At 67.1% G+C, this 18031-nt stretch carries 17 protein-coding genes and 1 tRNA gene; 11 read left to right on the forward strand and 7 right to left on the reverse strand.

Features of this window, described 5'->3' with window-relative positions:
* Positions 1-84: 84 nt before the first annotated feature.
* On the reverse strand, positions 85-834 hold the full coding sequence (locus ACZLHH_RS22680; protein WP_197610696.1) for a ferredoxin--NADP reductase: 750 nt from the start codon (positions 832-834) through the stop codon (positions 85-87).
* Positions 835-918: 84 nt separating this feature from the next.
* Between ACZLHH_RS22680 and ACZLHH_RS22685 the strand changes: the two genes are divergently transcribed.
* From ACZLHH_RS22685 to ACZLHH_RS22705, 5 genes are all read left to right on the forward strand, one after another.
* Entirely contained in the window at positions 919-1887 is a 969-nt protein-coding gene (locus ACZLHH_RS22685) for an ABC transporter ATP-binding protein (RefSeq protein ID WP_049400895.1), read from the forward strand.
* Entirely contained in the window at positions 1884-2675 is a 792-nt protein-coding gene (locus tag ACZLHH_RS22690) for an ABC transporter permease (protein WP_005411568.1), read from the forward strand. Before ACZLHH_RS22685 ends, ACZLHH_RS22690 begins: the two co-directional genes overlap by 4 nt.
* Before the next feature lie 335 nt (positions 2676-3010).
* The gene (locus tag ACZLHH_RS22695; RefSeq protein ID WP_180844657.1) at positions 3011-3778 is read left to right on the forward strand and encodes a hypothetical protein; all 768 of its coding nucleotides are present in this window, start codon (positions 3011-3013) and stop codon (positions 3776-3778) included.
* Between the two features lie 300 nt (positions 3779-4078).
* The gene (gene panE / locus ACZLHH_RS22700) at positions 4079-5017 is read left to right on the forward strand and encodes a 2-dehydropantoate 2-reductase (protein ID WP_180844658.1); all 939 of its coding nucleotides are present in this window, start codon (positions 4079-4081) and stop codon (positions 5015-5017) included.
* On the forward strand, positions 5014-5898 hold the full coding sequence (locus ACZLHH_RS22705) for a Rossmann-fold NAD(P)-binding domain-containing protein (protein ID WP_343205602.1): 885 nt from the start codon (positions 5014-5016) through the stop codon (positions 5896-5898). The genes panE and ACZLHH_RS22705 overlap by 4 nt, the downstream gene beginning before the upstream one ends.
* 76 nt (positions 5899-5974) lie before the next feature.
* Here ACZLHH_RS22705 and ACZLHH_RS22710 read toward each other — a convergent pair whose 3' ends face one another.
* Positions 5975-6772, reverse strand: a complete 798-nt coding sequence (locus ACZLHH_RS22710) for a TatD family hydrolase (protein WP_180844659.1) — start codon at positions 6770-6772, stop codon at positions 5975-5977.
* 67 nt (positions 6773-6839) lie between these two features.
* On the opposite strand from ACZLHH_RS22710, the gene hrpB reads away from it, so the two are divergent.
* Both hrpB and ACZLHH_RS22720 read left to right on the forward strand, forming a co-directional pair.
* Positions 6840-9344 (forward strand): ATP-dependent helicase HrpB, encoded by a 2505-nt coding sequence (gene hrpB, locus ACZLHH_RS22715; protein WP_180844660.1) that lies wholly within the window; start codon positions 6840-6842, stop codon positions 9342-9344.
* 135 nt (positions 9345-9479) lie between these two features.
* Positions 9480-9854, forward strand: coding sequence for a hypothetical protein (locus ACZLHH_RS22720; RefSeq protein WP_019336760.1), 375 nt, complete (start codon positions 9480-9482; stop codon positions 9852-9854).
* Between the two features lie 94 nt (positions 9855-9948).
* On the opposite strand, the gene ACZLHH_RS22725 is transcribed toward ACZLHH_RS22720, so the two are convergent.
* From ACZLHH_RS22725 to ACZLHH_RS22735, 3 genes are all read right to left on the reverse strand, one after another.
* Positions 9949-10488 (reverse strand): pseudouridine synthase, encoded by a 540-nt coding sequence (locus ACZLHH_RS22725; RefSeq protein WP_049398657.1) that lies wholly within the window; start codon positions 10486-10488, stop codon positions 9949-9951.
* A gap of 68 nt (positions 10489-10556) precedes the next feature.
* On the reverse strand, positions 10557-10820 hold the full coding sequence (locus tag ACZLHH_RS22730) for a hypothetical protein (RefSeq protein WP_223276875.1): 264 nt from the start codon (positions 10818-10820) through the stop codon (positions 10557-10559).
* A 118-nt stretch (positions 10821-10938) separates the two neighbouring features.
* The gene (locus ACZLHH_RS22735; protein WP_180844661.1) at positions 10939-11796 is read right to left on the reverse strand and encodes a class I SAM-dependent methyltransferase; all 858 of its coding nucleotides are present in this window, start codon (positions 11794-11796) and stop codon (positions 10939-10941) included.
* Between the two features lie 169 nt (positions 11797-11965).
* Between ACZLHH_RS22735 and ACZLHH_RS22740 the strand changes: the two genes are divergently transcribed.
* The 4 genes from ACZLHH_RS22740 (at position 11966) to ACZLHH_RS22755 (ending at position 16437) form a co-directional block, all read left to right on the forward strand.
* Complete coding sequence (locus tag ACZLHH_RS22740; protein WP_049424161.1) at positions 11966-12922, forward strand: aldo/keto reductase; 957 nt, start codon at positions 11966-11968, stop codon at positions 12920-12922.
* 682 nt (positions 12923-13604) lie between these two features.
* Positions 13605-13678 (forward strand) — tRNA-Thr (locus ACZLHH_RS22745).
* A 357-nt stretch (positions 13679-14035) separates the two neighbouring features.
* The gene (locus tag ACZLHH_RS22750) at positions 14036-15160 is read left to right on the forward strand and encodes a slipin family protein (protein WP_164115353.1); all 1125 of its coding nucleotides are present in this window, start codon (positions 14036-14038) and stop codon (positions 15158-15160) included.
* Positions 15161-15216: 56 nt separating this feature from the next.
* A complete protein-coding gene (locus ACZLHH_RS22755) occupies positions 15217-16437 on the forward strand; it encodes an RtcB family protein (protein WP_180844662.1) in 1221 nt (406 codons plus the stop codon).
* 164 nt (positions 16438-16601) lie between these two features.
* Here the strand turns inward: ACZLHH_RS22755 and ACZLHH_RS22760 are convergent, their stop codons facing one another.
* Together ACZLHH_RS22760 and ACZLHH_RS22765 are read right to left on the reverse strand one after the other, a co-directional pair.
* Positions 16602-17507, reverse strand: a complete 906-nt coding sequence (locus ACZLHH_RS22760) for an NAD(P)/FAD-dependent oxidoreductase (RefSeq protein WP_180844663.1) — start codon at positions 17505-17507, stop codon at positions 16602-16604.
* On the reverse strand, positions 17497-17952 hold the full coding sequence (locus ACZLHH_RS22765) for an Rrf2 family transcriptional regulator (protein ID WP_071228571.1): 456 nt from the start codon (positions 17950-17952) through the stop codon (positions 17497-17499). Before ACZLHH_RS22765 ends, ACZLHH_RS22760 begins: the two co-directional genes overlap by 11 nt.
* Positions 17953-18031: the final 79 nt, after the last annotated feature.

Genomic DNA, 18031 nt, shown 5'->3' on the forward strand with positions numbered 1-18031 from the left:
CCTCCGTTTCATGGGGTTGCCGGCCAGCGGCCGGCACTACCAGGGTCCACGCGGTTGCCGGCCAGCGGCCGGCACTACGCAGGCTTACTTGCTGCTGACGTACTTCTCGCGGCGGATCTGCGGGTTGCCCAGGCCAGCGGCCTTCAGCAGTTCGGCACAGGCATCGACCATGTCCGGGTTGCCGCACAGATAGGCGATGTCAGTGGCCGGGTCCGGGGTGAAGCCGGACAGCGCCTGCTGGACGTAGCCGTGCTGCACGTCCGGGTGCGGATCAGCCGGCAGTTCGCGCGACAGGCATGGAACATAGCGGAAGTTCGGGTGTTTTTCGGCGAAGCTGTAGAAATCTTCGCTGTACAGCAGCTCGCCCGGGCTGCGCGCGCCCTGCAGCAGCACGATCTGCACGCCGCGCTCGGCCATGGCCGTTTCCAGCAGCGGCAGCATCGAGCGGTACGGGGTAACGCCAGTACCGGTGGCGATCAGAAGGTAGCGGGCGTTGTGATCACCGGGATTCAGGCAGAACCGGCCATAGGGGCCGGACGCACAGATCTGGCCGCCCTGCTCCAGCGCCTCGAACAGGGCCGTGGCGGCGCCGCCGGGTACGAAACTGACCGCGATATCCACCGCCTCGCCCGGGCCCAGCGCGTGGTCGTGGATGGTCGCCAGCGAGTAGCTGCGCTTGGTTTCGGTGCCGTCGGCGTAGCTGAAATGGACCTGGATGAACTGGCCGGGCTGGAAATCCAGCGGCTGTCCATCGTCACGCACGAACTGGTAGTGGCCGACGGTCGGGGCCAGCATGCGGCAGCCGACCAGCTTGAGGGGGAATTGAACAGGCACGACTTTTCGGGACAGTGTGTAGCCGGGGCAAGCCCTCGGGGTCTTCTATAATAGCCCCTCCCCGCCCCTCTCCAGCGCCAGCCCATGGGCGCGAAGGCTTCGAGCTTGGCATCCCAGAACGATACGGCGCCCGCCCTGCGCGTGCGCGACCTGCGCAAGACCTATGACAACGGCACCCAGGCCCTGAAGGGGGTTTCCCTGGAAGTGGCCCCGGGCGACTTCTTCGCCCTGCTCGGCCCCAACGGTGCCGGCAAGTCCACCCTGATCGGCATCATCAGCTCCCTGGTCAACCTCAGTGAGGGCCAGGTGGAAGTATTCGGCAGCGACCTGGTGCGCAACCGCAGCGCCACCATGCGCCTGATCGGGCTGGTGCCGCAGGAAATCAACTTCAACCTGTTCGAAAAGCCCTTCGACATCCTGGTGAACTACGCCGGTTTCTATGGCGTGCCGCGCGAGGAAGCCGAGCAGCGTGCCGAAGAGGAACTCAAGCGCGCCCACCTGTGGGAAAAGGCACAGGTGATGAGCCGTACGCTGTCCGGTGGCATGAAGCGCCGGCTGATGATCGCCCGCGCGATGATGACCCGCCCGCGCCTGCTGATCCTGGACGAGCCGACCGCCGGCGTGGACATCGAGATCCGCCGCGACATGTGGCGCGTGCTGAAGGAGATCAACGCCGCCGGCACCACGATCATCCTCACCACGCACTACCTGGAAGAAGCCGAGTACCTGTGCCGCCACCTGGCGATCATCAATCATGGCCAGATCGTCGAGCAGGGGCCGATGCGCACCCTGCTGGCCAAGCTGGACGTGGAAGGCTTCCTGCTGGACATCGACGGTGACCTGCCGGCGCAGCTGCCGGTGATCGAGGGCGCGACGCTGACCGCACCGGACCCGCACACGCTGGACATCGACATGCCGCGCGCAATGGACCTCAACCGCGTGTTTGCCACGCTCAACGAGTCCGGTATCCGCGTGCGATCGATGCGTACCAAGAGCAACCGCCTGGAGGAGCTGTTCGTGCGCCTCACCGGCAACCTGGAGAAGCCTGCATGAGCACCACCGAGCTGACCGACGGCCAGCGCAACCGCATCGCACTGATGACCATCGTGCGCCGCGAAGTCGCCCGCATCATGCGCATCTGGGGCCAGACCCTGGTGCCGCCGGCGATCACCATGACCCTGTACTTCCTGATCTTCGGCAACCTGATCGGGTCGCGCGTGGGGGACATGGGCGGCTACACCTACATGCAGTTCATCGTGCCGGGCCTGGTGATGATGAGCGTGATCCAGAACAGCTACGGCAACATCAGCTCCTCGTTCTTCGGCGCCAAGTTCGGCCGCCACGTGGAAGAGCTGCTGGTCAGCCCGATGCCGAACTGGGTGATCCTGTGGGGCTACGTGGCCGGTGCCGTGCTGCGCGGCCTGATGGTGGGCGTGATCGTGCTGATCATCGCGATGTTCTTCACCCCGGTGCGCATCCCGCACCCGCTGGTGATGCTGACCACGGTGATCCTGGGTGCGACGATCTTCTCGCTGGCCGGTTTCATCAACGCGGTGTACGCGAAGAAGTTCGATGACGTGGCGATCGTGCCGACCTTCATCCTGACCCCGCTTACCTATCTGGGTGGCGTGTTCTATTCGGTGAAGCTGCTGCCGGGCTGGGCGGAAGCGGCGACGCACGCGAACCCGATCTTCTACATGGTCAATGCATTCCGCTATGGCCTGCTGGGCAGCAGCGATGTGCCGCTGCCGGTGGCCTACGGGCTGATGATCGGATTCGTGGTGGTGCTGACGGCGCTGGCGCTGTGGTTGCTGCGCCGTGGCGTGGGCATGCGCAGCTGAGGCGTGCCTGCAGGGCCTGCGGCCCTGCACCTGCAGTGGTAGTGCCGGCCGCTGGCCGGCAACAGCAACAGCCAAGGCGGAAGCATCACGAGTTGGGCAGGGCGGTGTGGGGGTGCAGGACACGCCGTAAACCCGTCCGTGGGGGCTCGATGGCGCCATCCATGGCGCCAACGGTCCTGCACCCCCACACCGCCCCACCCCTGACAGTTTCCGTTCGCTGTTGGTAGGTGTCGACCTTGGTCGACACGGTAGATCCACGCCATGCGTGGATGGAGCGTTCACGGTAAGGCCGATGCTTGGCTCTTTTCGTTTCGGATTACGGCTAGGCTGTAGCGATGAAGATCACTTCCATTGCGTTGGACAAGGCCGTGTCGGATGGTCCGATCGATGCGTTCAGCCATGTCCTGCTGAGCGATTCGCCCATGCTGGATGAGGTGCTGGATTGCCTGGCCTCGCTGCACGTGGCTGATCCCCTTCATCGTTATCTGTGCACGCTCGACGAAGTCGGCCAGTGCCGCTACACCAGCATGCACGCGTCCGACGACGAGCGCATCGCGCTGTACGAGAACGAAGACCCGGCGACGCCTGAAGATGCGTTGGCGGCACGCGAGCGGTTGCTGGCGCACGTCGTCGCGCAGCTTGAGCATTCCACGCATCGGCTGCAGTGGACCGCGTTGGCGGGTACGTTGATGTGCAGCGAGGAGGATATCGAGGCGCTGGTCGCTGCCAATGCGAAGCCGGATCTCATCATCGATGACGCGGTCTGCGTGCAGCAGGTGCCCGTGACCCGCGATGACCTGCTGATTGCCGCCCTGCCCAACGGTTACTTCAGCGCGGACTGGGACATCTTCCAGAACCACGCCCTGATCCGGCATCTGCAGGAGCGCTACGACTACCGTCTGTTCGGACTCGGCGCATCGTGGCTCGGTTTCCAGCGCGACCGCGCACCGTCGCCTGCAGAGGCGAGCGCGTTGGTCGCGGACCTGCAGCGCATCTACGCGGCCGGAACGCACGACACGTGGGCACAACTGGCTGCAACGCTGGCCACCCGCACCACACTGCTATTGGGCTACACCGAAGACTTCAGCGAACAACTACCCTGAGCACCGCTCTACACGAGCGAGCGCAGCGAGCGACCCGCTTCCGCTCTTGATCTGTCTTCCGTGGTGGCCGCACCCGGAACATGTCCGTGGCCGGGCGGGTAGGTTGCGCAGGGGCGTGAGCCGCATGGATGCGGCGACCGAGCTTACATGGATGTACTTGCAGCGTCCCCTGCGCGGCCTACCCGCCCGGCCAACCCCAGTGAACAGTGCATTCCGCGAACCACCACGAGGGGCCCCGCCGTTGGCCGCAATCTCCGGCACAATCGCACTCCTGATTCCCCAGAAAACGGTGAACGTGCAATGCGCATCCTGATCCTCGGCGCCGGCGGTACCGGCGGTTACTTCGGCGGTCGCCTGGCTCAGGCTGGCGTGGACGTGACCTTCCTGGTGCGCCCCGCACGCGCCGCCCAGCTGGATCGCGACGGCCTGGTCATCCGCAGCCCGCTCGGCGATGCCAGCTTCCCGGTGCAGCACGTCACCGCCGACGCGCTGCCCGCATCGGCCGCACAGAAGCCGTTCGACCTGGTCATCCTCAGCTGCAAGGCCTATGACCTGTCCAGTTCAATCGACGCCATTGCCCCGGCTGTTGGCGCAGGCACCACCGTACTGCCGATCCTCAACGGCCTGCATCACTACAACGCACTGGACGCGCGCTTCGGCCGCGACGCCGTGCTTGGCGGCCTGTGCTTCATCAGCGCCACCAAGGCGCCCGATGGCGCAGTGCTGCATCTGGGCAAACCGGCCAAGCTCACCTTCGGCGAGCGTGACGGTGGTTCCATCTCCGAACGTGTGCGCGCATTCGCTGCGGTCTGCGTGCAGGCCCAGCTTGATCACCTGGCCAGCGAACACATCGGCCAGGAGCAATGGATCAAGTACACGTTCCTGACCGCGCTGGCCGCCGCGACCTGCCTGCTGCGCGCGGATATCGGCAGCATCGTCGCCACCGATGATGGCGAGGCGATCGTGCGTGGCCTGTACGACGAGTGCCTGGCCGTGGCTGAGGCTGCCGGTGAACCGATTCCCGATGCCGCGCAGGACACCGCACGCGGCACCCTCACCCAGGCCGGCTCGGCACTGAAGGCTTCGATGCTGCGCGATCTGGAAGCCGGCCAGCAGGTGGAGGCAGAACAGATCGTCGGCGACATGCTGGCGCGCGCGCGCAAGGCCGACCAGGAAGCCCTGCTGCTGCAGGTCGCCTACAGCAGCCTGCAGGCCTACCAGGCACTGCGCGGCGCGTGAGCCAGACGTTGCAGGCCAGCGAGCTGCCCTCGCGGGTGCTGATCCTCGGCATGGGCTGGAGCGGGTGCGTGCTGGCTACGCATCTGCGGGCGTTGGGCGTACACGTGGCCGGCACGGTGCGCGACCCGGCGTCGTCACCGCACGATGGCCTGCCGTGCCATCAGCTGCGAGCTGACACGCCACCGTCTCCCGCCCTGCTCGATGAGATCGCGCAGGCCGAGGCCGTGCTGTGCAGCGTGCCGCCCGATGCCGAGGGTGACCCGGCACTGCGTCTGCTGCTGCCGGCACTGCAGGAAAGTCCAGCACTTCACTGGGTGGGCTATCTGTCATCCACGTCGGTCTATGCCGATCGGGCCGGCGGCTGGATCAACGCAACCAGCGTGGCCGATGCCACTGAAACGACCGGCATGCAACGCAGGCGCGCCGAGGACCAGTGGCGTGCGCTGGCGGAGCAGCGCGGTATCGCCTCGGCGGTATTCCGCCTGCCCGGACTGTACGGACCGGGACGCAATGCGCTGCTGCAGCTGGCACAGGGACGTGCGCGCCACGTAGTGCGTCCAGGGTTGGTGTTCAACCGCCTGCACGTGGATGACCTGGCAACGGTCGTTATCGCATCGATGCAGCGGCCGTGCGTGGATGGGCTGTATCTGCCGGCCGACGACGAGCCGGCACCGCCGCAGCAGGTACTGGCCTTCGCCGCGCAGCTGGGCGGGTTTGCGATGCCACCTGCCATGGCCTGGGACGACCCTGCGCTGAGCCAGACGCTGCGGCGCTTCTACGAGAGCAACAAGCGCATCGACAGTCTCGGCACGCGTGAGGCGCTGGGCTGGGAGCCGCGCTTCCCCAGCTACCGTGAGGGCCTGCGCGACCTGCTCCGGTAGTGCCGGCCGCTGGCCGGCAACCGCGCGATGTTTGCGGCGTTCATGCTGCTGCCGGCCAGCGGCCGGCACTACCTGATCAACCCGCGTCCGGCAGGCGGAAGAACGCACGCGTCGCGGCAGTTGCATTCGCGGCGGTCACCGCCACGTCTTCGCCACGGTCGCGCGCCAGCTCTTCCACGACGTGCGAGAGGAACATCGGTTCGTTGCGGCGGTCCTTCGGCATCGGCTTCAGCGTGCGCGGCAGCAGGTACGGTGCGTCGGTCTCGATCATCAGGCGGTTGGCCGGAATGTTCTTCACCAGCTCGCGCAGGTGCGCGCCACGGCGTTCGTCGCACAGCCAGCCGGTGATGCCGATGTACCAGTCCTGGTCCAGGTAGTCGAACAGCTCGTCACGCTCACCAGTGAAGCAGTGCACCACCGCCGGGCCGATACGGCCCTCGAAGTTCTTCATCTGTGCCATGAAATCGGCATGCGCGTCGCGCTGGTGCAGGAACAGCGGCTTGCCGTTGTCTGCGGCCAGCTGCAGCTGGCGCTCGAACGCGCGGTGCTGGGCCGGGCGCGGCGAGAAGTCACGGAAGTAGTCCAGCCCGCACTCGCCAACCGCCACCACTTCCGGGTGGGCATGCAGCGCGCGCATCTCGGCGTCGCATTCCTCGGTGTACTCCACCGCATGATGCGGGTGCACGCCGGCGGTGGCATACAGGAAGCCCGGGTGCTGCTGCGCCAGCTGCAGGGCCAGTGGCGAGTGCTCGCGGCTGGCACCGGTGATGACCATCTGCACCACGCCGGCCTGGCGCGCGCGGTCCAGCACGGCATCGCGGTCGCGGTCGAAGGAGTCGTGGGTCAGGTTGGCGCCGATATCGATCAGGTGCATGGTCATCGCGGGGGAAAAGTGCCCGCGCATTGTACCTGCGCCCGCCGTGGCCCCTTATCCTTTGCACATGAACGCCCCGCTCTTCCCTATCTCCCCGCTGCTGCCACAGATCCAGCAGCACCTGGCCGCACAGCCGCGGCTGGTGCTGGAGGCACCGCCCGGCGCCGGCAAGACCACCCAGGTGCCACTGGCGCTGCTCGATGCGCCGTGGCTGCAGGGGCGGAAGATCATCCTGCTGGAACCGCGCCGGGTCGCCGCACGCAGCGCCGCGCTGTTCATGGCGCGGCAGCTGGGCGAAGAGGTCGGTGGCACGGTCGGCTACCGCATCCGCTTCGAGAACAAGATATCCGCGCGCACCCGCATCGAGGTGGTCACCGAGGGCATCCTGACCCGGATGCTGCAGGACGACCCGATGCTGGAAACCGTCGGCGCGATCCTGTTCGATGAATTCCACGAGCGCCATCTCAGTGGCGATCTGGGCCTGGCGCTGGCGCTGGACGTGCAGGCGCAGCTACGCGACGACCTGCGCCTGGTGGTGATGTCGGCCACGCTGGATGGCGAGCGACTTGCCCGCTTCCTCGATGCGCCGCGCCTGAGCAGCGAAGGCCGCAGCTACCCGGTGACGGTCAGCCATTTCCCGGCGCGCCGCGATGAGGCGCTGGAACTGCAGGTTCGCCGCGCGGTGCAGCAGGCATTGGCCGAGCACCCGGGTGACCTGCTGGTATTCCTGCCCGGCCAGCGCGAGATCGTGCGGGTGCAGGCCGGGCTGCAGGAATCGCTGGATGCGGGTGTTGAAGTGCTGGCCCTGCACGGTGAACTGCCGGTGGAGCAGCAGGCGCGGGTCCTGCAGGCGGCCAGTGATGGTCGTCGGCGTGTGGTGCTGGCCACCAACGTGGCCGAGTCCTCGGTGACGCTGCCGGGCGTGCGCGTGGTGATCGACAGCGGCCAGGCGCGCGAACCGCGCTACGACCCCAACAGTGGCTTCACCCGGCTGGACGTGGTGGCCATCGCGCAGGCGTCGGCCGACCAGCGCGCCGGTCGCGCCGGTCGCGTGGCCGAAGGCGTGGCCTGGCGGCTGTGGCCGCAGTCGCAGCGGCTGGAGCCGCAGCGCCGCGCCGAAATCGATCAGGTCGAGCTGGCCGGACTGGCGCTGGAACTGGCCGCCTGGGGCAGCAGCGACCTGCGCTTCCTCGATCCGCCACCGGCCGGCCCGATGGGTGCCGCCCGCGAACTGCTGCAGCGGCTCGGCGCGCTGTCCAGCAGCGGTGCGATCACCGCACTTGGCCGCCGTGTGCTGGCGCTGGGCACGCATCCGCGGATGGCGGCGATGCTGCTGGCCGCGCCCGATGCCCGCGCACAGGCGCTGGCCGCCGATCTGGCCGCCCTGCTGGAGGCGCGCGATCCGTTGCGCCAGGGCGGTGATGCGCTGGCCGCGCGTTGGCGTGCGCTGGCGGCATTCCGCAATGGCCGCGCACCGGGCGATGCCAACCGCAGCGGCCTGGCCGCGATCGATGCCGCCGCCAAACAATGGCGTCGCCGCCTGCGCTGCGATGCCGCACCGCCGGCCAGCATCGAAGCGCACGAAATGGGCGACCTGCTCGCGCACGCGTTCCCGGACCGCATCGGTGTCCAGCACCCCAGCGATCCGCTGCGCTACCTGCTGGCCAATGGTCGCAGTGCACGCCTGCACGATCTGAGCGACCTGCGTGGCGAGCCGTGGCTGGTAGCCAGTGAACTGCGCTTCGAGGCACGCGACGCGCTGCTGCTGCGTGCCGCACCGGTGGACGAAGGCCAGCTGCGCAAGGCCTGGCCGGAGCGCTTCGTGACCGAGGACGTAGTGCGCTGGGACAGCGAGCGTCGCGCCCTGGTGGCACTGCGCGAGACCCGTTTCGACCGCATCGTGCTCGACACCCGCTCAGCCGGGCGGGTCGATCCGCAGCACGCCGCGCAGGCCCTGACCGACGCGGTGGCCGAACTCGGCCTGCAGGCGCTGCCGTGGACCGAGGGCCTGCGCCAATGGCAGGCACGGGTGGAATCGCTGCGGCGCTGGATGCCCGAGCTCGGCCTGCCCGACTGCAGCGACGACGCCCTGCTGGCCACGCGTGCGCAATGGCTGCAGCCCGCGTTCGCCGGCAAGAGCCGCCTGGATGCGCTGGACGAGTCCAGCTTCGGCGAAGCGCTGAAGTCGCCCCTGGAGTGGTCACAGCGTCAGCTGGTCGAACGCCATGCACCCACCCGCATCACCGTGCCCTCCGGGCTGGAGAGGGCGATCACCTACGCGCTGAACAGCGAGAGCGGCGAACCGCTGCCGCCGGTGCTGGCGGTGAAACTGCAGGAACTGTTCGGCCTGGCCGACACGCCGCGCATCGCCGATGGCCGCGTGCCGCTGACCCTGCACCTGCTCTCGCCCGGTGGCCGCCCGCTGCAGGTCACCCAGGACCTGCGCAATTTCTGGGAAAACACCTACGCGGAAGTGAAAAAGGAAATGAAGGGCCGCTACCCGCGCCATCCGTGGCCGGATGACCCGTGGACGGCGACGGCCACCCATCGGGCCAAGCCGCGCGGGACCTGACCAGTGGGGCCGGCTGTGGACCCTGCCTGATCCTGAATGGCTGCGGTAAAGTCACGCCACGTGTGACCTCGACTGACATACCGTTTACGGGCAACACGCGACACTGGACTTCGACCCGAGGCAAAGGACCCCCGCATGAGCAAGCTGACCGTAATCACCGACCGCGCTCTGGAGCGCGCCCTGGAGCTGGCCCACACCGCCGGCGATGGCCTGAAGAGCGCCGGTGGCAGCCTGCGCAATGCGGACTGGATCAAGACCGGCGCCGCCATCGGCGCAGTGAAGACCGGCGGCAAGGCCGCAACCAAGTTCGTGCGCCGCAATCCGGCAGTGGCCGTGGCCGCCGCTGCGGTCGGTGTAGGCCTGCTCGGCTACGCGCTGTACCGTAAGCAGCAGAAGAAGAAGGCCGCCAATGGCCACGTGGTGAATGGGCAGGCGCAGCGCATCAACGCACGTGACCGCCGCAACGACACCGTGGTGGACGAGCACAGCGATATCGGCAGCGACGCCTGAGCCTGCCGGGGTCGGTTCCCTTCCACAGGAAGGGCGCTGACCCCAAGGCACTACATGAGGGCCGGACACCGGAAGGTATCCGGCCCTTTCTGCATCAACCGATCTGCAGCCACTGCCCCGGCTGCAGGTCGTCCAGCCGGTAAGGCCCCATCGACACGCGGACCAGCCGCAGCGTCGGCAGGTTCACCGCCGCGGTCATCCGCCGCACCTGCCGGTTGCGGCCTTCCCGGATCGTGATCGCCAACCAGCTGTCAGGCACGGTCTTGCGGAAGCGCACCGGCGGATCGCGTGTCCACAGCGACGGCGCCGGATCGAGGCGCTCGATCTTCGCCGGCAGGGTCGGCCCGTCATTGAGCACCACGCCGTCGCGCAGCTGTTGCAGCTGTTCGTCGCTGGGCATGCCTTCCACCTGCACCCAGTAGGTCTTGTCAGCCTTGTGCTTCGGGTCGGTCAGCTTGTGCGCCAGCGTACCGTTGTCGGTCAGCAGCAGCAGGCCTTCGCTGTCATGGTCCAGGCGACCGGCGGCATACACGCGCGGCGGCAGGCCGAACCCGGCCAGGGTCGGCCGCGGCGGCACGCTGCGGTCGGTGAACTGGCAGAGCACGTTGAAGGGCTTGTTGAAGGCGATCAGCATTGCGGGCACGGCAGGCGGCGGATGGGGCATTGTCCCATTCCCGCGTTGCCGCCGCGATCACGGCCGGCTCAGCCGAAAACCTTCCATTCCAGCAGGAACGAGCCCAGCACCAGTGCGATGCCGCACGCGGCGATGACATTGGCCCGCCGCCGCAGGCCTGCGGCCGGCGGGTCGGCCCTGCGCGAACGTTCCTCCAGAAGGGCACCCGCGAACAGCACGGCAAACCCTACCGTCGCCATCAGATCGTGGGCATGACCACCGTAGAACACAAAATCGATCAACCGCCCCAGCACCAGCACCGCGACAGCGATGTAAAAGACCTTCTTCAACAATTCATGTCCTTGCATACGATCGAATTCCGGCGCATGGCCGGTTGGGACCAGCCATGCGCCGCGCTACGCGGGATGAGCCGAGCAGGAACGATGTCGGCCGTCCTGACCGGCCCCCCTCTTACGGCTTGATGAAGCGCAGGGTCATGCGGTCGCTTTCGCCGATCGCCTGGTACTTCGCATCATCGGCCTTGTCGTGCTGGTTGGTCGGCGGCAGCGTCCACACGCCGTTCGGGTGGTCCTTGGTGTCCCGCGGGTTGGCATTGACCTCGCTGCGCGCGTCCAGCTTGAAGCCGGCGGCCTCGGCCATCGCAATCACCTGCTGCTGGCCGACATAGCCGGTGTCATCGTCGTCGGCCACGTCGGCCTTGGCGCGATGCTCGACCACGCCCAGTACGCCGCCCGGCTTGAGCACGTTGAAGAAGCCCTGGAACATGCCCTGTGCCTGGCCGGCCTTGCGCCAGTTGTGCACGTTGCGGAAGGTCAGCACCACGTCGGCTGAACTGGCCGGGCCGAACACCGGCCTGGCCGGATCGTAGGCGACCACGGCGGTCTTGCCGAACTGTGCCGGCGCACCGGCGTACTTCTTTTCCAGGCTGTCGCGGCTGCGCTGCTGGTAGTCACGGCCGCGGCCCTCGGGCACCGCCATCGGGTCGACCACGGCGGCAACATAGTGGCCCTTGTCCTGCAGCAGCGGCGCCAGGATTTCCGAGTACCAGCCATTGCCGGGGGTGATCTCGATGACGGTCTTTTCCGGCGTCACCTTGAAGAACGACAGCGTCTGCGCCGGATGACGGAAGCCATCGCGCTTGACGTTGTTGGCATCACGGGTCGACGCCTTCACCGCCGCATCGATGGCCGGTGACACCTGGATCTTCGCCGGTGCCACCGTGGCCGGTGCGGCGAACGCGGGAACAGCGGCAAGCAGGGCCGAAGCAAGCAGCAGGCGGCAACCACGCAGGGACGAAGCAGGCATCATCGGAGCGACTCCAGCGGAAGATGCGGCGAGACTAGCAGCCGCGGCGTCCCAGGTGTTCACAAAACGTTAGCTGCGTGCGCATCGCGGAACACTGTTTTGTGGTCACCGCCGCAGCACGGTCACACAACGCGTTTTATTCTGGAGCACTTCCCCCAAGGAGTCCGTGCCCATGACGGCAACCCGCGAACTGGGCCGTTCCGGCCTGCATGTACGTCCGCTCGCCTTCGGTGGCAACGTGTTCGGCTGGAGCGCCGATGAGAAGGCCAGCTTCGCCCTGCTCGATGCCTTCGTCGATGCCGGCTTCAACCTGGTCGACACCGCCGATGTGTATTCGGCCTGGGTGCCGGGCAATGCCGGCGGCGAATCGGAAACGCTGATCGGCAAGTGGTTTGCCCGCAGCGGCAAGCGCGACAAGGTGGTGCTGGCGACCAAGGTGGCCAAGTGGGCCGAGCGCCCCGGCCTGACCCCGGACAACATCAACGCCGCGGTGGAAGATTCGCTGCGCCGCCTGCAGACCGACGTGATCGATCTGTACCAGGCCCACGAGGATGACGAGTCAACGCCGCTGGAAGCGACCCTGGCCGCATTCGGCCGGCTGATCGAAGCCGGCAAGGTGCGCGCGATCGGTGCCTCCAACTACAGCGCCACGCGCCTGGCCGATGCGCTGAAGGTATCCACCGACTACAAACTGCCACGCTACGAAACCCTGCAGCCGGAGTACAACCTGTATGACCGTGCCGGCTACGAAAAGGAACTGGAACCGCTGGTGCAGCGCGAACAGATCGGCGTGATCGGCTACTACGCGCTGGCCAGTGGCTTCCTCAGCGGCAAATACCGTACGCCGGCCGATGCGGCCAAGAGCCCGGCGCGTGGCGAGAACGTGGTGAAGCGCTATCTGAATCCGCGTGGCCTGCGCATCCTGCAGGCACTGGATGACGTGGCCAGCAAGCACAACGCCAGTGCCGCGCAGATCGCACTGGCATGGCAGATCGCACGGCCGTCAATCACCGCGCCGATCGTCAGCGCCACCAGCGTCGAGCAGCTGCACGATCTGCTGGCCGCAGCCAACGTGTCGCTGAGCGTGCAGGATGTCGCGCAGCTGGATGCCGCCAGCACGGAAGCCTGAGACCCGGTAGTGCCGGCCGCTGGCCGGCATTGCACAGTCCGGTAGTGCCGGCCGCTGGCCGGCATTGCGCGGTAAAGAAGAAAATAATTGAACAAAATGGTTGCGCACGAATAAATCGTGGTTTATCGTGCGCACCTCGTTTCAACAACCACTGGAAACTTCCCTTGAACGCGCATTCCGTCGCCATCGCCAAACTGCTGCCATGCCTGCGCATGGACGTGCTGGCGCGCGCGTTCGGCAAGGAAGTCCAGCTGACAACGGCCTGATAACCGCCCTGCGGAGATCGGCCACCCCGATCTCCGAGGCTTGACGACGCCCTCGGAACGCAAGTCCCGGGGGCGTTTTCGTTTGCGTCGGCACAAGGACCCGCGATGCCAGAACTGCACCCCGCGCGGCAACCCGCCGCTCACTGACCCAGGTTTTTCCCGCCCCGCCGAAGGATTTACTTCGCGCGATCGGCAGCGCCTGGACATTATCTGCATCGCACCCAAACATTATCGCTCGCGATAATGTCGGTGGCCTGCACCCTCGATTCTCCAATGGTCCCGTTTCCACCACGGGCTGGTGCGCGCGGCGTTGCCGTGGCGTATGCCGGAGGTCGCGGACATGCCATCGCCTGGATCGCCTGCTGGAAGCAGGCATCGGTTCGCCGGTACGCGGTTCGATTCCGCGCGGTCCCCAACTGGATAGCTCAGCTTGGTCAGAGCAACGGATCCGTAATCCGTCTGTCGTGGGTTCGATTCCCACTCCAAACCACATGACCTGTCACGTCATGACTTGAAGCAACACCCGGGGCGCAAGCCCCAGCGGCCATCGCCGCCGTCCACGGACAACGCCTTCGGGCAGGAACGTGGAAGGCAACGGACCGCACGCCGGGCCCCGGCCCGCCGCCACTGCCAGCCACGTTCCGCACCGGTGCTGCCTGCCGGGAACGACGACGGCAGCAGTGCCGGTGCACCGAAGGCTCCGCGCGTGGACCGTCCGCCGATGGCCGCCCTCTTCCGCCAGCTGCACAAGGTGTGCAGCCAGCCCTGCCACGACCTGATCGGCCCGGGTCATGGCGATTCATCCGCAACGGGTCGAACCACCAGAGCCATACAAGGAGAGACTCCCATGTTCTGGACCATCAAGGTCGTGATCGGCGACGGCGAGCGCGGCCTGGTGTATCGCAACCGTCGTTTCCAGCAGATCCTGCTGCCGGGCGTGCACCGCCTGTCGCCGTTCGGCGGCCGTCCGCATGTGGACATCCACACTGCATCGAAGGGCGCGGCCTACACCGGCAGCGACCAGGACAGCCTGATCGAGGCGCTGGGCGCACGACTGGACACGCACTTCGTGCTGGCCAATGTCGGCGCCACCGAGGTCGGTCTGTTGCTGCGCAACGGCCGCATCGATGAAGTCCTGCCGCCGGGCAGCCGCCGTCTGTACTGGCGGGGTTCGGTCGACACCCAGGTGCGCGTGATGGCGCTGGGTGACGAGCCGCGCATTCCGGCGGACGTGCAGCAGCGCCTGGGCCAGTTGGGCGTGCTGCCGCGTGTGGCGGTGATCAGCACCGTGCCAAGCGAGTCGGTCGGCCTGCTGTTCATCGACGGCACGCTGCGACAGACGCTGGACGCCGGCCTGCACGCGTTCTGGAACTTCAACGGCAACGTGTCGGTGGAGCGTGTGGAGCTGCGTGCGCGTTCGCTGGACGTGTCCGGCCAGGAACTGCTCAGCCGCGACAAGGTGACCCTGCGGGTGAACCTGGCCGCGACCGTGCAGGTGGTCGACCCGGTGCGTGCACACCGCACGCTCAGCAATGCCGACGAGTTCGTCTACCGGCAGCTGCAGTTCGGCCTGCGCCAGGCGATTGCCGCGCGCAGCCTGGACGAGCTGCTGGGTGACAAGGCGGCACTGGACGGCGAGATCGCCGCCCATGTGCAGGCGGCGATCGAGGGCCACGGCGTGCGGCTGCTCGGCGTGGGCATCAAGGACGTGATCCTGCCGGGTGAGATGAAGGAGATCCTCAACGGTGTGGTGCTGGCCGAGAAGCAGGCCCAGGCCAGCGTGATCCGCCGTCGCGAGGAGGCCAACGCCACGCGTTCGCAGCTCAACACCGCAAAGCTGATCGAGGACAACCCGGTGCTGATGCGCTTGAAGGAGCTGGAGGCACTGGAGAAGGTCACCGAGAAGATCGACAAGCTCACCGTGTTCGGCGGCCTGGATGGCGTGCTGAAGCAGCTGGTGACGATCAGGTAGGGGGTCGCGGCGGCGCAGGGACGCGCCGCCGGCCCATCAAGGACATACACGAAGACATGGACACTCAACACAACTATCAATGGCTGCACGCCGAGGGCACCACGCCGATCAAGGGCTGGGTCAACGGTGTGCCGCTGGAAGCACAGGCGCATGAGCAGCTGCGCAACATCGCCGCGATCCCGTTCGTCGGGCCGTGGGTGGCCGTGATGCCGGACGTGCACCTGGGCAAGGGCGCGACCGTGGGCTCGGTGATCCCGACCCGCGGTGCGATCATCCCGGCGGCGGTCGGCGTCGACATCGGCTGCGGCATGGCGGCGGTGCGTACCACGCTGCGTGCCAACGACCTGCCCGATGACCTGCGGCAGCTGCGCAACAGCATCGAGCGCAGCATCCCGGTCGGCAACGGACGCGGCGGCGAGCACCACCGCATGCCCGACAGCATCCATACGCGGCTGGTGCAGTCCGGGCTGGCCGCCGGTCTGGAGAACATCAAGGACAAGCACCGCAGGATCCGCACCGACAAGCTCGACCGCCAGCTGGGTACGCTGGGCGGCGGCAACCACTTCATCGAACTGTGCCTGGACGAGACGGACACGGTGTGGGTGATGCTGCACAGCGGATCGCGTGGCACCGGCAACCTGATCGGCACGTACTTCATCGAGAAGGCGCGCGAGGAACTGGCCCGGCGCGTGCTCGGCTTCCACCTGCCGGACAAGGACCTGGCGTTCTTCATGGAAGGCGAGCCGCTGTTCGATGACTACGTCGAAGCAGTGTCGTGGGCGCAGGACTACGCCCGGCAGAACCGCGAGGCAATGATGTCGCGGGTGCTGGCCGAGATGCGCCACCGGCTGCCGAAGTTCCAGCTGGCGGCGATGGCGGTGAACTGCCACCACAACTACGTGCAGAAGGAGACGCACCACGGCCAGGAGCTGCTGGTGACGCGCAAGGGTGCAGTGAGTGCCCGCGAGGGCGAGCTGGGCATCATTCCCGGCAGCATGGGCACGCGCAGCTACATCGTGTGTGGCAAGGGCAACGCGGACAGCTTCCACAGCTGCAGCCACGGTGCCGGCCGGGTAATGAGCCGTGGCGCTGCGCGCCAGCAGATCACGCTGGCCCAGCACCGCGAGGCCACCGCGCATGTGGAATGCCGCAAGGACAGCGGCGTGCTGGATGAGTCGCCGGCCGCGTACAAGTCGATCGACGATGTAATGGCCGCGCAGCTTGACCTGGTCGACGTGGTGCACACGCTGCGCCAGGTGCTGTGCGTGAAGGGATGATGGAACGGTGCCGGCCAAGGCCGGCACCTGCTCGACGGGCACGGGCGAATGGATGCCCGGGATCCGTAGCGTCGAGCTTGCTCAACTGCTCTTCCACGCCATGCGTGGATGAAACGGCGCCGACCAAGGTCGGCATCTACCAGAGCAGCACGTCGCGTCGGGGGTCAGCGCGGCACGCTGTCCTCGGCCACCAGCGCATGATGCACGCCGATCCCCGCACGCACGCCCTCGGCGGTGGCCAGAGTGATGTTGCCGACCGTGGTCGCATCGCCTGCGGCGTACACGTTCGGCACCGAGGTCTGCTTCATCATGTCGACCTCGATCAGCACCCCCAGCGGGCTCTCGATCAATGTGCACCCCAGCTGCTGCACCAGCGGCGTGGCCATCGCCTGGGTAGCCGGCACGAACAGCGCACGCTGTGCGATGCGGCGGCCATCGGCCAGCTCCACTTCCAGCCAGGTCGGCTGGTCGCCCTGCACACCCAGCACGGGTGACGTCTCGATGTGCACGCCACGCTGCTGCATGGCGGCGCGTTCCTCGTCGGTGATGTCCAGTCCCATGCTGAAGAACGTGACATTGCCCCAGTCGGCGAACAGCGGCGCCTTGCTGGCGGACATCGGATGGCCGCCGAGCAGGCCGATGGCACCACCACCGACTTCATAGCCGTGGCAGTAGGGGCAGTGCAGCACGGTGCTGCCCCAGCGCTCGGCCAGTCCGGGCAGTTCCGGCAGCTGGTCGGCGATGCCGCTGGCCAGCAGCAGTTTGCGCGCGGCCAGCACCTGGCCATCGGCGGTACGCACTTCCACACCTTCGGCGGTGGTGCGGGCGTGCTCTACTTCGGCATGCACCCAACGCACCGTGGGGTAGTCCAGCAGCTGCTGACGCGCGGTCTTCAGCAGCTCGGCGCCGCTGATGCCATCCAGCCCCAGCACCCCGTGCGAATGACTGGCGAAGCGATTGCGCGGTGAACCGGCATCGATGACGGTGACCGGGCGACGGGCACGGGCCAGGATCAGGCCGGCGGCAATGCCGGCGTAGCTGCCGCCGACGATGAGCACATCAGGATTCATGGTGACCTTCCAGGGAACGGTGATGGGCAAGATGGCGGGCGAAGTCGGCGCCGAGCTGGTCCAGCGTGGTCGCCTGCAGGCGCTGCTCAAGCAGCCGCTGCGCCTCGCGCGCGCCTTCGAGCAGGGCGCTGTTGACCAGCTGCTGGATCGGGCAGCCACCGCCGGAATCGCGAGCGCCGACCTGGACCAGCGGCGGTGCTCCCACCGCCAGATAGATGTCATGCAGGGTGATCGCCGCGGCATCGCGTGCCAGCAGGCTGCCGCCGCCGTGACCACGGGTGCTGCGCACCAGGCCGGCCTTGTGCAGCTGTGCCAGCAGACGACGGATCACCACCGGATGGGTCGGCAGGCAGGACGCCAGCTGTTCGGACGTGCGCGGGGCGGTATGGCCGACCAGGTGCGCCATCACGTGCAGGGCGTCGGAAAGCGGGTTCGCGGATTTCATGTAACGACAATAGTTACATTTAATTCCTCTGTCGAGGGTCTGCTTTCGTTCCATATGGACACATCTGTCCTATGAAACA

The organism is Stenotrophomonas sp. 28608_Sma (genome assembly GCF_056486185.1).

Coding starts and splice junctions, on each gene's coding strand:
- ACZLHH_RS22750 (WP_164115353.1), top strand. CDS start 14,036: ATGTTCTGGACCATCAAGGTCGTGATCGGCGACGGCGAGCGCGGCCTG.
- ACZLHH_RS22755 (WP_180844662.1), top strand. CDS start 15,217: ATGGACACTCAACACAACTATCAATGGCTGCACGCCGAGGGCACCACG.
- ACZLHH_RS22685 (WP_049400895.1), top strand. CDS start 919: ATGGGCGCGAAGGCTTCGAGCTTGGCATCCCAGAACGATACGGCGCCC.
- ACZLHH_RS22735 (WP_180844661.1), bottom strand. CDS start 11,796: ATGATGCCTGCTTCGTCCCTGCGTGGTTGCCGCCTGCTGCTTGCTTCG.
- ACZLHH_RS22765 (WP_071228571.1), bottom strand. CDS start 17,952: ATGAAATCCGCGAACCCGCTTTCCGACGCCCTGCACGTGATGGCGCAC.
- ACZLHH_RS22695 (WP_180844657.1), top strand. CDS start 3,011: ATGAAGATCACTTCCATTGCGTTGGACAAGGCCGTGTCGGATGGTCCG.
- ACZLHH_RS22725 (WP_049398657.1), bottom strand. CDS start 10,488: ATGCTGATCGCCTTCAACAAGCCCTTCAACGTGCTCTGCCAGTTCACC.
- hrpB (WP_180844660.1), top strand. CDS start 6,840: ATGAACGCCCCGCTCTTCCCTATCTCCCCGCTGCTGCCACAGATCCAG.
- ACZLHH_RS22760 (WP_180844663.1), bottom strand. CDS start 17,507: ATGAATCCTGATGTGCTCATCGTCGGCGGCAGCTACGCCGGCATTGCC.
- ACZLHH_RS22720 (WP_019336760.1), top strand. CDS start 9,480: ATGAGCAAGCTGACCGTAATCACCGACCGCGCTCTGGAGCGCGCCCTG.
- ACZLHH_RS22740 (WP_049424161.1), top strand. CDS start 11,966: ATGACGGCAACCCGCGAACTGGGCCGTTCCGGCCTGCATGTACGTCCG.
- ACZLHH_RS22690 (WP_005411568.1), top strand. CDS start 1,884: ATGAGCACCACCGAGCTGACCGACGGCCAGCGCAACCGCATCGCACTG.
- ACZLHH_RS22710 (WP_180844659.1), bottom strand. CDS start 6,772: ATGCACCTGATCGATATCGGCGCCAACCTGACCCACGACTCCTTCGAC.
- panE (WP_180844658.1), top strand. CDS start 4,079: ATGCGCATCCTGATCCTCGGCGCCGGCGGTACCGGCGGTTACTTCGGC.